Genomic DNA, 12,700 nt, shown 5'->3' with positions numbered 1-12,700 from the left:
GGCTCAGCGCAGGCCGAGCACGTCGAACATGTCGTGCAGCCCGTGTGACTGCCCGGCCAGGAAGCGCACCGCGCGCAGGCTGCCCTGGGCGTAAGTCGAGCGGCTGCTGGACTTGTGGGTGATCTCGATGCGCTCGCCGATGCCCGCGAACAGCACGGTGTGGTCACCAACGATATCGCCGCCGCGCACGGTGGCAAAGCCGATGCTTGAGGGATCGCGCTCGCCGGTCACGCCCTCGCGGGCGTAGACGGCGCAGTCTTTCAGGTCACGGCCTAGCGCACCGGCGATCACTTCGCCCATCTTCAGTGCGGTGCCACTGGGCGCGTCCACCTTGTGGCGGTGGTGCGCCTCGATGATCTCGATGTCGTAGCCGGTGGACAGCGCCTTGGCCGCCATGTCCAGCAACTTCATCGTCACGTTCACGCCCACGCTCATGTTGGGCGCCATCATGATGGCGATGGATTGGGCGGCCTCGGCGATCTCCGCCTTCTGCGCCTCGGAAAAACCGGTGGTGCCGATCACCAGCTTCACGCCGTGCTCCACGCAGGACCGCAGGTGCTGCATCGTGCCTTCGGGACGCGTGAAGTCGATCAGGAACTGGCTACCGGACAGACCTGCGCCCAGGTCGGCCGTGATCGCGACCCCAGTGGCACGACCCGCAAACGCTCCCGCGTCCAGACCGATGGCCGGGCTGCCGGCGATGTCGAGCGCGCCGGCCAGCACGCAGTCCCCGCTGCCCTGCACCGCCTCCACCAGCATCTGGCCCATGCGGCCGCTGGCACCGGCCACGCACACGCGGTGCGGGCTCTGGAGCACCGCGCTCATCGCGTGGCTCCGGGGGCTTCCAGTGGCGGGTAACTGGCGGCTGGGGTGGCGGTCGATGGAGCGGGCGCCGCACCAGGAACGGCGTTGCTTGATTCGAACGCCTTCAGCTGCGCTTCGGTGGCCTCCAGCACAGGCACCTTGTCGGCCTTGCGGCGGGAGTCCAGCGAAGACACAAACTCGGATTCGCTGGGCAGTTCGTCAGCCTCGTGACGCTCCAGCGCGTCCCCCTTGAAGAACACAGTCAACCTGCGCTGCTGCGGCGCCTGCCCCTGGCGCTTGAAGGTGAACACGTAGTCCCAACGGTCGGCATGGAACACGCTGGTCAGCAGCGGCGAGCCCAGCAGCCCGCGCACCTGCTCACGGGTCTGGCCTGGTTGCAGGGCCTGGGCTTGCTCGCGCGTGACGACGTTGCCCTGAAGGATGTCGATCCGGTAGGGCGTGATCAAGCCCTCAGCGCTCGGCAGCTTGTCACGCAGGCTGGAACATGCGCCCAGACACAGGCACAAGGCAAGCACCAGGGGCGTGCACCGCTGGCTCGCGCTCCGATCTGGAGCCGGCAGCCGAGGGGCGGAAAGGGAGAAAAACTGGCGCATGAATGCAACCCACAAAAGGCGCGCTCGACCGCGGAGAACGGCAGGACATTGCCACGGTCGGTGCGCGCTGGCGATATGATCCGGTCATTGTAGCCCCGGGGTCCTGAAAGGCTCTGTCCGCAGCCGCGCTGCCCGCCCGCTTCTCCCGCCCGTCCATGACCAATATCGATGAACTCAAAAGCACCGGGCTGAAGGCCACGCTGCCACGGCTGAAGATCCTTGAGGTGTTCCAGAACGCCAAGCAGCGCCACATGACCGCGGAAGATGTGTACCGGGTGTTGCTGGACGAGCACTCCGACATCGGCCTGGCCACCGTCTACCGTGTGCTGATGCAGTTTGAGCAGGCCAGCCTCCTCACGCGCAGCAACTTCGAATCAGGCAAGGCGGTCTTCGAACTCAACGAAGGCCAGCACCACGATCATTTGGTGTGCCTCGATTGCGGCCGGGTGGAGGAGTTCTTTGATCCCGAGATCGAGAAGCGGCAGCAACTGATCGCCAAAACCCGCGGCTTCGTGCTGCAGGAACACGCGCTGTCCCTTTACGCCAGCTGCAGCAAACCCGACTGTCCGCACCGCACTTCACCGGCGTCACAGCGCTGAGCCCGTCCCCGGCGGGTCATTCTCCGCGCAGCATCGCCGCGCGATGGCGCGCGACAAATTCCTGATAGGTATCGATCCCGCGCAACTGCAGGATGGTGTTGCGCACAGCCGCCTCCACCAGTACCGCAATGTTGCGACCAGCAACCACCTGGATCACCGCCTTGCGCACCGGCACACCCAGCACATCCTGGTACAGCGGCTCGTGGGGCATGCGGTCGTAATCGCGCTCCATGGTCTCTTTCCGCACGAGGTGCACGATGAGCGAGAGCCGCATCTTGCGGCGCACCGCCGTCTCGCCGAAGATGGCCTTGATGTCCAGCAAGCCGATGCCACGCACCTCCAGCAGGTTTTGCAGCAACTCCGGGCATCGCCCTTCGATGCTGGTCTGATTGATGCGGTACAGATCGACCGCATCGTCAGCCACCAGACCGTGCCCGCGCGAAATCAGTTCCAGGCCCAGTTCGCTTTTGCCCAGACCCGACTCGCCGGTGATCATCACACCCATGCCGAGGATGTCCATGAACACGCCGTGCATGGAAGAGCGGTCGGCGAAATGGCGTGAGAGGTAGGCCCGCAGCACGTCGATCACGAATGCCGCCGGCTCGGGTGTCGCGAACATCGGTATCTGCGCCCGTTCGCACATCGCCATCAGCGCATCGGGCACGGCCTGAGCGTCGGCGACGATCAGCACTGGCGGTTCCAGCGTCACGATGCGCGCGATGCGTCGGCGGTTGTCGTCTTCGTTGGCGCTGGTGAGGTAGGCCATCTCACGCTCACCAAACACCTGCACGCGGTAAGGGTGGATGTAGTTGAGGTACCCCACCAGGTCGGCACCGGACCGCGCCTCCCGGATCGCCACCTCGTCAAAGCGGCGTTCAGAGGCCCCGAGCCCAGCCACCCACTGCCACTTCAGGGCATCCCGATGGTCCTCAAAGAGAACGTCGGCGCTGACAACGGTGGGCTTCACGCGGCGGCGTGGGCCGACTGCCAGCCGGTGATCAGGGTGTGCAGCTCGCCCGCATCGGTCGAGGTTTTCATCTGCTCACGCAAAGCGCTGTCGCTGAGCAGCTCGGCGATTTCGGAGAGGATTTCCAGGTGCTTCTGCGTCGCGGCTTCTGGCACCAGCAAGAAGATCATCAGCTGGACAGGCAGTTCGTCGGGCGCATCGAAGCCGATCGGGCTGGCGAGCTGGAACACAGCGGCCAGGGGTTGCTTCAGGCCCTTGATGCGACCGTGCGGAATCGCCACTCCGTGGCCAAGACCGGTGGAGCCGAGCCGTTCGCGGGCAAAAAGGCTGTCGGTGATGAGCGCACGGTTGAGACCATGCAGCGTTTCGAACAGCAAACCGGCCTCTTCAAACGCGCGCTTTTTGCTGGTGGCATCCACAGCAACCAGCACCTGCGGAGCGGGCAAAATCACGGATAGTCGGTTCATGTGGGCCTCGTTGGACCGCAAATTATGCCGAGTTGGGCGCGGTTGGCTAGACTGCGGGGACAAAAAAGCCGCTTGACTTTACAAGCGGCTTGTTGCATTGCAACATGCACGACGGCCGTCCCGGCAGAGCGACCGCCGGGTTGATCACATCAGGCGCTTGGCAGAGCCATGGTTGTGATCCTGGGCTTTGTCCTTGTAACGCAGCACCTGGCGGTCCAGCTTGTCGGCCAACTCATCGACCGCAGCGTAGAGGTCGGCGTTGGCGCATTCGGCAAACAGGTCCTTGCCCTTCACATGGATGTTGCATTCCGCCTTTTGCCGCATGTCCTTTTCTTTCAGGTTGTCCACCGTCAGCAGCACCTTGATGTCGACCACCTGGTCAAAGTGACGTGATATTCGCTCCAGCTTGGTCGTGACGTATCCGCGCAGGGCGGGGGTGACCTCGAGATGGTGACCGCTGATTGTCAGGTTCATAAAAGAGCCTCCTTATGCTCCGGGTTGACACAAGCCGCCGGGCGGGTAGACCTCCCGGCGGCCACGGGGATGTCTGGACCCACTATGCCCATGAAAGAGCAGCGGCGCAAGCTTGCACTGCAACAAAGGGTGAAAAGGCAAACCTTGGCATTCACAGGGTGGGCCGGGGACCCGCCTTCGAGCTGTGCACGCGCACACGCCGCGCCAGAGCCATCGCCGCCAGGCTGGCGCCCACGCCCACCAGACCGCTCACCCAGTAGTGCTGCACCAGACCGGCCGCGTCGCGGCTGATGATCAGCCCGCCGACGAACGACGCCAGCCCCATGGCGGCGGACTGCACCGAGGCATTGAGCGCCATGAAGGTGCCACGCAGGGCCGGGTTGGCGGCCCCGGTGACCAGCGCCATGCCCGGAATCATCCGGCCGCTCATGAAGACAAACAGCCCGGTCGAGACGATCAACACCGCCCACAGCGGCCACCGGGGCATGAGCGTGGTGGCCAGCAACGGCACGATCACCCCCAGCGCCAGCATGGTGAAGGTGGGGACCTTGCCCATGCGGTCGGCCAGGCGGCCAAACAGCCGCGCCGTGAACAGCGTGGCCACGCCGCCGCAGAGGTAGATGTAGGGAATCTGCTCCGGCAACACGCCCACATTGGCCTGCATGTAGATGGTGAAGTAGGGCAACACGGTGAAACCGGTGAACATCAGCAGCGCGGAAAAAGCGAAGGCACGCTGGTGGTTGCGGTCGACCAGCACCATGCCGATCCCTCTCCAGATCGAGGGCCGGTCATTCGCTTTCAAATGGTGGTTGAGCGGCAGCAGCGTCGCGGCCGCAGCCAGTGCGAGCACGCCGCTGAGCACCGCGATGCCGATGAAGGGCGCCTGCCAGCCCAGGTGGGTGGCCAGGAACAGGCCCAGCGGCACACCGGCGACGGTAGACACCGAGAACGACGACATGACGATGCCCATGGCACGTCCCCGGCGCTCGAACGGAATCACATCGGCGACGATGGTCTGCGCCAGGGCCGACAGCACACCGCCAAACACGCCGGCGGCCACGCGCGCCACCATCAGAAACCCATAGCCCGGCGCCAGGCCACAAGCCAGGGTGGCCAGCGCGAACAGCGCGTACAGGGTGAGCAGCAGGTGCTTGCGGTCGAACCGGTCCACGTAGGTGGCGGCGGCCAGGCCCGACACGCCGGCGGCCAGGGTATAGGCCGCGACCAGCAGGCCGAACTGCGCGTCGCTGATGCCGAAGAGGCGCGTGAACTGCGGCCCCAGCGGCATCATGATCATGAAGTCGAGGATGTGGGTGAACTGGATGCCGGCGATGGTGAGCAACAGCCAGCGTTCGCGGCGTGGGGTGAGCAGGGGATGTGTCATGATTTTGGGCAACTGCCCAATGTATCCGCCTCGCCCCGCTGCGCGGCCTCACAAGGTTTTGGAAAAAGTGTCCCTCGATACGCTGATCTCCCACAACCTGCTGCCCGCTGGCGCATCGCCCACATCCAACGGCGGCTGTGCGCTGGTGCTGATGGGCGGCGGCGCTCGCACCGCCTACCAGGCCGGCGTGCTCAAAGCACTGGCGGCCATGCAAGGCCACTGGGCCACCTCCGGTGGCGCGGCCCGCACCGCCTTTCCTTTCCGCTGGCTGTTCGGCACCTCGGCCGGCGCGCTCAACGCCGCCTACCTCGCCAGCCGGGCCGAGCACGGCGTGCAAGCCCTGCTGGATCTGGCCACCTTCTGGAGCGGGCTGCGCTCACATCGGGTCTACCGCCTCGATGCGCCGCGCTGGGTGCACGCCAACCGCATCGTGGCGGGCCTCACGCTGGCACGGCAGGTCCGGCGCCACCGCGCGCTGCTCGATACCCTGCCCCTGGTGGACACGCTCCACCGAACCATCGATCTGCGGGGCCTGGAGCGAGCGCTGGCGGCACAACACCTGGACGTGCTGGGTGTGACCGCCTCCAGCTACACCACCGGTGAACACTGGACCTTCTGCCAGACCCGCCCCGACCACCCGGTCCAGCCCTGGCACCGGCCGGGTCGGCGCGCCGAGTTCCAGCCGCTCACCATCGAACACCTCATGGCATCGAGCGCCATACCCTTCCTGTTCCCGGCCGTGCCGCTCTGGGTGGAAGGACATCGCGAACATTTCGGCGACGGCTCCATGCGCCAGCTCTCGCCGCTCTCCCCGGCCATCCAGTTTGGCGCGCGAAAGATCCTGGCCATCGGTGCGGGTCAACCGCAACGTTCGGGCATGGGCGTGCGCATTGCCAACGAACCCACGGCCGGCACCATCGCCGGCCACGCCATGGCCAGCGTGTTTCACGACACCCTGCAGGCCGACGTGGAGCAGACCCAGCGGGTCAGCCAGACGCTGTCGCGCCTGCCGGCCGAGCTGGCGGGCGCACTGCCCTACCACCCGGTCCGGGTCCTGGCCTTGCAGCCGAGCTTCTCGCTCGACGAACTGGCGCGAAAGCACGTCAAATCCCTGCCCGCCGCCACCCGCAACACCCTCACCGGTCTGGGCGCGCTCAACACCGGTCAGGGCGAGGCCGGCAGCGCCGCTTCGCTCGCGAGTTACCTGCTCTTCGAACCGGACTTCGTCAACGCGCTCATCCAGCTGGGCGAGGCCGACGCCTGGCGCCGAAAGGACGAACTGTCGGACTTTTTTGCCACGCCCGCGCAGACCGCAGCGCGGGCGGCGGTGACATAATCGCCGCAGTCTCCACCCACCGAGAGCCCCATGGACAGCACACCCCCCAGTTGTGTGCTTTCAGCCCTCCCCGCCACCGTCTGACAACCGGCGGTCGGTCGGCTGAAAGCGCCGCCCGAATCGCCCTCCGCCGCCTGCGCCGGCCCTTTTCAGACCCACCGCCCGGGAGCACCCATGCTCAACGTCTTCACCCTGGCCAATGGCCGCCTGTTCCAGGAAGAAATCGAGTCGCTCGAAGAGCTGGCCCGGTTCAAACCGATCTGGGTCGATCTGGAAGCACCCACGCTCGAAGAACGCCGCTGGGTCAAACAGCACTTCGGCCTGTCCATTCCCGAAGACGCGATGGACGAGGACATCGAGGAGTCGGCGCGTTTCTTCGAAGAGGACAACGGCGAGCTGCACATCCGCTCGGACTTCCTGATCGACGACGATGAAAACCCGCGCGCCATCCGCGTGGCCTTCATCCTGAACGAACACAACGCCGCGCTGAAAAGCCAAGGCGTGCTGTTCTCCATCCACGACGAAGACGTGCCGGTGTTCCGCCTGCTGCGCATGCGCGCGCGCCGCATGCCGGGGCTGATCGAGAACGCCAAGGACGTGCTGCTGATGCTGTTCGATGCGGACGCCGAGTACTGCGCCGACACGCTCGAAGACATCTACGACGACCTGGAGCAGGTCAGCCGCCAGGTGCTGGCCGGCAACGTGACGGACAACAAGGCCGGCGAGGTGCTGTCGGCCATCGCGCGCCACGAAGACATGTCGGGCCGCATCCGCCGCAACGTGATGGACACGCGCCGCGCGGTCAGCTTCATGATGCGCAGCCGCATGCTGAGCGCCGAGCAGTTCGAGGACGCGCGCCAGATCCTGCGCGACCTCGATTCGCTCGACAGCCACACCGCCTTCCTGTTCGACAAGATCAACTTCTTGATGGACGCGACGGTCGGTTTCATCAACATCAACCAGAACAAGATCATCAAGATCTTCTCGGTGGCCAGCGTGGCCCTGCTGCCCCCCACCCTGATCGCCAGCCTCTATGGCATGAACTTCCAGTACATGCCCGAGCTGAGCCAGAAATGGGGTTACCCGTTTGCGCTCGCGCTGATGGTCATCTCTGCCGTGGTGCCGATGCTGTACTTCAGGAAACGTGGCTGGCTGAAGTGAGCCTGATGCGGCGGCGGCTCACAGCCATCCGTTGTCGATGAATTCGAGCACGCCGTAGGCCCGGCGCTCCAGCGGGTGCGACTGCGCGGCGTCGATGATGCGACGCACACCGTCCACGTAAGGCGTGTTGCCCAGCACGCGGGTTTCCAGGGTGATGGCGCAGGCGCCGTCGTCGATCTGGATGCGGTGGAACGCGTGCCGCGCCAGGTCTTGTGGCGCCAGGCCGAGTTGACCGGTCTGCACCGCCGGATCGCGCACCGACATGATCGCCCCGGGGTCCACACCCAAGGCCTCGGCCATGGCCACCGCCGTGCCCGGCACCGAGGTCTTGTCCGCCTGGTGCGATTCGGTGATGGTGATCCGGCTGCCCTGGAACCAGGGTCCGCTGCGCCCCAGCATCGCCATGAACTTGAGCATCAGGATGTTGGCATTGGGGCAGATGATCACGGGAATGCCCTGCGCCAGCGCGGCCACGTCGGTGCCGGTGGACAGCTCGATCAACACCGCACCACGCTCTCGGCAGAAACCCACGATCTCGGGCAGCTCCCGCCCCGAGCCGGCGTGCACGATGGCCGTGACCCGCTCCATCGCACGCGGAGGCAGGGCGTGGCGGTCGGTCCACTGGCCCGCCGAAGCCCCCAGACCGACCCGCACCTCGTTGGCCAGCTTGCCCGCTCCCGCCACCAGTGTCCGAGGCGTGCTCATGGCTGGAACAAGGCTTCGATCACGGCACCGCTGTAACGGCTGGCCACCTCGCGCAGGAAGCGCGGAAAGTCCACGTGCGCGTCGTCGTCGGCGCGGTCGGAGATGGTGCGCACCACCGCGAGTGGCACCCCAAAGTCGTGACACACCTGTGCGAAGGCGGCGCCCTCCATCTCCACCGCCAGGGCGTCGGGCAGCTCGCGCTGCAAGGCCTCACTTTCGGCCGTGGTGGCCACGAAGCGGTCGCCGCTGATGAGCAGGCCCTGGTGCAGGCGAGGCGCTTGCAGGCCGAACGCGCTCACGGTTTGGGCGCCCAGCTGCTGCGGCAGCGTGTGCAGCATGCGATCGCAGGCCAGCTCCAGCGCGTCGGTCAGTGGCGCATCGGCCTCAAACCGCGCGCGGCCGTAGCCCGGCACCTCGTGGCGCGGGAACAGCGGCGAGGCGTCCATGTCGTGCTGCAGGAAGCATCGCGCCAGCACCACGTCGCCCACGTTCACCCCAGGCCCCAGCCCGCCGGCCACCCCCGTGAACACGATGCGGTTCACGCCGAAGCGCTCGATGAGCAGCGTGGCGGTCGTGGCCGCCGCCACCTTGCCGATGCCGCTGAGCACCGCCACCACGTCCTGCCCGTGCAAGTGACCCATCCAGAATTCGCGTCCGCCCACGGTCTGCTTCTGTTCGTCGGGCATGAGCGCCAGCACGCTGGCGAGTTCGTCGTGCAGGGCCGAAACAATAGCGGTGCGGGTGGGGGTGCTCATGCCCCGCATTGGATCAGAAGTCTGAGGTGACTCCGGAGCGCGTGCCTTGGCCCAGAACGCGGTGGAACCGGCTTCGCCGGGCCACTCGCACTGCCCCCTGGGAGGTGACGCCGCAGGCGGCGCAGGGGGGTTACTTCTTGTCGCGCAGTTCTCGCCGCAGGATCTTGCCCACCGGCGTCTTGGGCATCTCGGTGCGGAACTCAATCACCTTGGGCTGTTTGTAGCCTGTGAGGTTGCTCTTGCAAAAATCGCGCACCTGCGCTTCGGTGAGCGCCGGGTCTTTCTTCACGATGACCAGCTTGACGGCCTCGCCCGACTTGTCGTCAGGCACACCGACCACGGCGCACTCCATCACGCCGGGCAGCTGGGCGACCACGTCTTCAATCTCGTTCGGGTAGACGTTGAAGCCGCTCACCAGCACCATGTCCTTCTTGCGATCCACGATCTTGAAATAACCGCGCGGATCCATGATGCCGACGTCGCCGCTCTTGAAGAAGCCGTCGGCGGTCATGACCTTGGCGGTCTCGTCGGGCCGCTGCCAGTAGCCCGCCATCACCTGCGGCCCCTTGATCGCGATCTCGCCCGGCTGGCCCTGCGGCACCTCCACACCCTCGTCGTCCAGGCACTTCATCCAGGTGTTGGGCAGCGGCACGCCGATCGTGCCGCTGTACTCGGTGCTGGTGGTCGGGTTGCAGCTGGCCGACGGGCTGGTTTCGGACAAACCGTAGCCTTCGCAGATCGGGCATCCGGTCTTCTCCAGCCAGAGCTTGGCCACGGCACCCTGCACCGCCATGCCCCCGCCCACCGAGACCTTGAGGTTCTTCCAGTTGACGGTGTTGAAGTCGGGGTGGTTGGCCAGGCCGTTGAACAGCGTGTTGACCGCCGGAAAGCTGTGAAAGGTGTGCTTGCTCAACTCTTTCAACACGGCCGGCAGATCGCGCGGGTTGGGGATCAGGATCACTTTGCCGCCCGTGCGCATGCCCAGCATCATGTTCACCGTGAACGCGAAGATGTGGTACAGCGGCAGCGCGCACACGCTGGTGGGCTGCTCGCCCGCCGGCACCTGCTTCATGACGGGCTCGTTCCAGGCCTCGGACTGCAGCACGTTGGCGATCACGTTGCGGTGCAGGAGCACCGCACCCTTGCTCACGCCCGTGGTGCCACCGGTGTACTGGAGCACGGCCACGTCGTCGGGCTTGATGTCGGGGCGCTTGAGGCTGCCGCGCGTGCCCTTGGCGATCGCGTCGTTGAACCGCACCGCGGTCGGCAGATCGAAGGTGGGCACCATCTTCTTGACGTTGCGCACCACGTAATTGACAACCGCCCCTTTGAGCAGGCCGAGCAGGTCGCCCATGGCGGTGAGCACCACGTGTTTGACCGGCGTGCTGGCAAGGCACTGCTCCAGCGTGGCGGCGAAGTTCTCGATGATGACGATGGCCTTGGCACCCGAGTCCTTGAGCTGGTGCTCCAGTTCGCGCGGCGTGTAGAGCGGGTTCACGTTCACCACCACGAAGCCCGCGCGCAGGATGCCGGCCACCGCCACGGGGTACTGCGGCACGTTGGGCATCATGATCGCGACACGATCGCCCTTCACCAGACCCAGCCCTTGCAGATAAGCCGCAAAAGCCTGTGACAGGCTGTCGGTCTGGGCAAAGCTCAACTCCTTGCCCATGAAGCTGTAGGCAGGACGGCCCGCGTTCTTCTGGAAGCTCTCTTCGAGCAAGTGCACCAGCGACGGGTACTGGGCGACATCGATGTCGGCCGGCACGCCGTTCGGGTAGGCGCCGAGCCAGGGACGAACGGCGGACGCCTGCGTCGGTTCACTCATGTGGGTCTCCAGGGGGGTCTGTTACAAATCGTCAACCAGCATTCTCGCGCGGCCACCCGATTCGTGCGCGCGTGTTTTCCCTGACGGGATTCTGACATGCCGTCCTGAAACGCCTGATTGAAAGCCTCTGGCGCTATCAAAAAGAGAAGGACCGGCTTTGAGCGGCCCTTCCGTCATCGCGCGCTCAGCTCTTCAGAGCCACCAGCACCTCGTCGAGCATCTTCTTCGCATCGCCGAACAGCATGCGGTTGTTGTCTTTGTAGAAGAGCGGGTTGTCCACCCCGGCGTAGCCCGAGGCCATGCTGCGCTTCATCACGATGGAGGTGCGCGCCTTCCAGACCTCCAGCACCGGCATGCCGGCAATGGGGCTGGTCGGGTCGTCCTGCGCCGCCGGGTTCACGATGTCGTTGGCGCCGATGACGATGGCCACGTCGGTCTCGGGAAAGTCGTCGTTGAGCTCGTCCATTTCGAACACGATGTCGTAGGGCACCTTGGCCTCGGCCAGCAGAACGTTCATGTGGCCCGGCATGCGGCCGGCCACCGGGTGGATGCCGAAGCGCACATTCACGCCCTTCTCGCGCAGCGTGCGGGTGATCTCGAACACCGTGTGCTGCGCCTGCGCGACCGCCATGCCGTAGCCGGGCACGATGATCACGTTCTTGGCTTCGCGCAGCATCTCGGCGGTCTCGCCGGCGAGGATGGGGTTCACCTCGCCGACCGGCTCGGCGGCGGCACCACCCGCGGCCTTGGGCGCGGCCGCGGTGGTGCCGAAGCCGCCAGCGATCACGCTGATGAAGCTGCGGTTCATCGCGTTGCACATGATGTAGGACAGGATCGCGCCGCTGGAACCCACCAGCGCGCCCACCACGATCAGCAGGTCGTTGCTCAGCATGAAGCCGGTGGCCGCGGCGGCCCAGCCCGAGTAGCTGTTGAGCATGGACACCACCACCGGCATGTCGGCGCCGCCGATGGCCATCACCATGTGGATGCCGAACAGCAGCGCGATCGCGCTCATCACGAACAGCGGCATCATGCCGTCCTGCGGCGTCTCGGCCTGCAGGAACAGGCGCCCGAAATAGACCACCGCGATCAGGCCGGCGAGGTTCAGCCAGTGCCGGCCGGGCAGCAGCAGCGGCTTGCCGCCGACGCGGCCCGAGAGCTTGCCGAACGCGACCACCGAGCCCGAGAACGTGACCGCACCGATGAAGATGCCGACGTAGATCTCCACCGCGTGGATGGCGTGGGCGGCGCTGTCGAGGTTCTTCGACGCTTCAGGGTCCACAAAGGTGGCGTAGCCCACGAGCACCGCGGCCATGCCGACCATGCTGTGCATCAGAGCCACCAGCTCGGGCATCTGCGTCATCTGCACGGTGCGCGCGGCGTAGAGGCCGATGGCCCCGCCGACCACCATGGCACCGACGATCCAGGGGATGCCGGCGGCCGTGACCTGTGGGCCGAACACCGTGGCCGCCACGGCCAGCGCCATGCCGACCATGCCGTACAGGTTGCCGCGGCGCGAGGTTTCCTGGTTGGACAGGCCGCCCAGGCTGAGGATGAAGAGGATGGTCGCGCCGATGTAGGAGACCGTGGCCAGACTTGCAGACAT

13 protein-coding genes are annotated in these 12,700 nt (G+C 65.9%); 3 read left to right on the top strand and 10 right to left on the bottom strand.

What is annotated here, in order from left to right; all coding sequences use genetic code 11:
• Positions 1–3: 3 nt before the first annotated feature.
• Both dapB and IM738_RS23970 read right to left on the bottom strand, forming a co-directional pair.
• Positions 4–825 (bottom strand): 4-hydroxy-tetrahydrodipicolinate reductase, encoded by an 822-nt coding sequence (dapB, locus tag IM738_RS23975; RefSeq protein ID WP_236963521.1) that lies wholly within the window; start codon positions 823–825, stop codon positions 4–6.
• The gene (locus IM738_RS23970) at positions 822–1,271 is read right to left on the bottom strand and encodes an outer membrane protein assembly factor BamE (protein ID WP_336886538.1); all 450 of its coding nucleotides are present in this window, start codon (positions 1,269–1,271) and stop codon (positions 822–824) included. The genes dapB and IM738_RS23970 overlap by 4 nt, the downstream gene beginning before the upstream one ends.
• Positions 1,272–1,573: 302 nt before the next feature.
• On the opposite strand from IM738_RS23970, the gene fur reads away from it, so the two are divergent.
• The gene (fur, locus tag IM738_RS23965; RefSeq protein WP_236963519.1) at positions 1,574–2,017 is read left to right on the top strand and encodes a ferric iron uptake transcriptional regulator; all 444 of its coding nucleotides are present in this window, start codon (positions 1,574–1,576) and stop codon (positions 2,015–2,017) included.
• Between the two features lie 16 nt (positions 2,018–2,033).
• On the opposite strand, the gene hprK is transcribed toward fur, so the two are convergent.
• From hprK to IM738_RS23945, 4 genes are all read right to left on the bottom strand, one after another.
• On the bottom strand, positions 2,034–2,984 hold the full coding sequence (hprK, locus tag IM738_RS23960; RefSeq protein WP_236963518.1) for an HPr(Ser) kinase/phosphatase: 951 nt from the start codon (positions 2,982–2,984) through the stop codon (positions 2,034–2,036).
• Entirely contained in the window at positions 2,981–3,451 is a 471-nt protein-coding gene (locus IM738_RS23955; RefSeq protein ID WP_236963517.1) for a PTS sugar transporter subunit IIA, read from the bottom strand. The genes hprK and IM738_RS23955 overlap by 4 nt, the downstream gene beginning before the upstream one ends.
• A gap of 144 nt (positions 3,452–3,595) precedes the next feature.
• Complete coding sequence (gene hpf / locus IM738_RS23950) at positions 3,596–3,925, bottom strand: ribosome hibernation-promoting factor, HPF/YfiA family (protein WP_236963516.1); 330 nt, start codon at positions 3,923–3,925, stop codon at positions 3,596–3,598.
• A gap of 151 nt (positions 3,926–4,076) precedes the next feature.
• Positions 4,077–5,309, bottom strand: coding sequence for an MFS transporter (locus IM738_RS23945; protein ID WP_236963515.1), 1,233 nt, complete (start codon positions 5,307–5,309; stop codon positions 4,077–4,079).
• A 67-nt stretch (positions 5,310–5,376) separates the two neighbouring features.
• Here IM738_RS23945 and IM738_RS23940 point away from each other — a divergent pair, with 67 nt between their 5' ends.
• A complete protein-coding gene (locus IM738_RS23940; protein WP_236963514.1) occupies positions 5,377–6,645 on the top strand; it encodes a patatin-like phospholipase family protein in 1,269 nt (422 codons plus the stop codon).
• Positions 6,646–6,819: 174 nt separating this feature from the next.
• Positions 6,820–7,806, top strand: coding sequence for a magnesium/cobalt transporter CorA (corA, locus tag IM738_RS23935; RefSeq protein WP_236963513.1), 987 nt, complete (start codon positions 6,820–6,822; stop codon positions 7,804–7,806).
• An 18-nt stretch (positions 7,807–7,824) separates the two neighbouring features.
• On the opposite strand, the gene IM738_RS23930 is transcribed toward corA, so the two are convergent.
• The 4 genes from IM738_RS23930 to pntB form a co-directional block, all read right to left on the bottom strand.
• Positions 7,825–8,511 (bottom strand): dihydrodipicolinate reductase, encoded by a 687-nt coding sequence (locus IM738_RS23930; protein ID WP_236963512.1) that lies wholly within the window; start codon positions 8,509–8,511, stop codon positions 7,825–7,827.
• A complete protein-coding gene (locus IM738_RS23925; protein WP_236963511.1) occupies positions 8,508–9,266 on the bottom strand; it encodes a 5'-methylthioadenosine/adenosylhomocysteine nucleosidase in 759 nt (252 codons plus the stop codon). Before IM738_RS23925 ends, IM738_RS23930 begins: the two co-directional genes overlap by 4 nt.
• Before the next feature lie 130 nt (positions 9,267–9,396).
• Positions 9,397–11,094, bottom strand: a complete 1,698-nt coding sequence (locus tag IM738_RS23920; protein ID WP_236963510.1) for a long-chain-fatty-acid--CoA ligase — start codon at positions 11,092–11,094, stop codon at positions 9,397–9,399.
• A gap of 184 nt (positions 11,095–11,278) precedes the next feature.
• On the bottom strand, positions 11,279–12,700 hold the full coding sequence (gene pntB / locus IM738_RS23915) for a Re/Si-specific NAD(P)(+) transhydrogenase subunit beta (RefSeq protein ID WP_236963509.1): 1,422 nt from the start codon (positions 12,698–12,700) through the stop codon (positions 11,279–11,281).

The organism is Hydrogenophaga sp. SL48, from assembly GCF_021729865.1.
Classification (GTDB): domain Bacteria; phylum Pseudomonadota; class Gammaproteobacteria; order Burkholderiales; family Burkholderiaceae_C; genus Hydrogenophaga.
Note: the sequence above shows the minus strand (reverse complement) of the source record. Positions and strands in the feature narration are given on the sequence as shown.

Excerpts from the sequence above, each read along its gene's own strand:
- dapB (WP_236963521.1), bottom strand. The coding sequence starts at position 825 with ATGAGCGCGGTGCTCCAGAGCCCGCACCGCGTGTGCGTGGCCGGTGCC.
- IM738_RS23925 (WP_236963511.1), bottom strand. The coding sequence starts at position 9,266 with ATGAGCACCCCCACCCGCACCGCTATTGTTTCGGCCCTGCACGACGAA.
- IM738_RS23955 (WP_236963517.1), bottom strand. The coding sequence starts at position 3,451 with ATGAACCGACTATCCGTGATTTTGCCCGCTCCGCAGGTGCTGGTTGCT.
- IM738_RS23920 (WP_236963510.1), bottom strand. The coding sequence starts at position 11,094 with ATGAGTGAACCGACGCAGGCGTCCGCCGTTCGTCCCTGGCTCGGCGCC.
- IM738_RS23945 (WP_236963515.1), bottom strand. The coding sequence starts at position 5,309 with ATGACACATCCCCTGCTCACCCCACGCCGCGAACGCTGGCTGTTGCTC.
- fur (WP_236963519.1), top strand. The coding sequence starts at position 1,574 with ATGACCAATATCGATGAACTCAAAAGCACCGGGCTGAAGGCCACGCTG.
- pntB (WP_236963509.1), bottom strand. The coding sequence starts at position 12,700 with ATGTCTGCAAGTCTGGCCACGGTCTCCTACATCGGCGCGACCATCCTC.
- IM738_RS23930 (WP_236963512.1), bottom strand. The coding sequence starts at position 8,511 with ATGAGCACGCCTCGGACACTGGTGGCGGGAGCGGGCAAGCTGGCCAAC.
- hpf (WP_236963516.1), bottom strand. The coding sequence starts at position 3,925 with ATGAACCTGACAATCAGCGGTCACCATCTCGAGGTCACCCCCGCCCTG.
- corA (WP_236963513.1), top strand. The coding sequence starts at position 6,820 with ATGCTCAACGTCTTCACCCTGGCCAATGGCCGCCTGTTCCAGGAAGAA.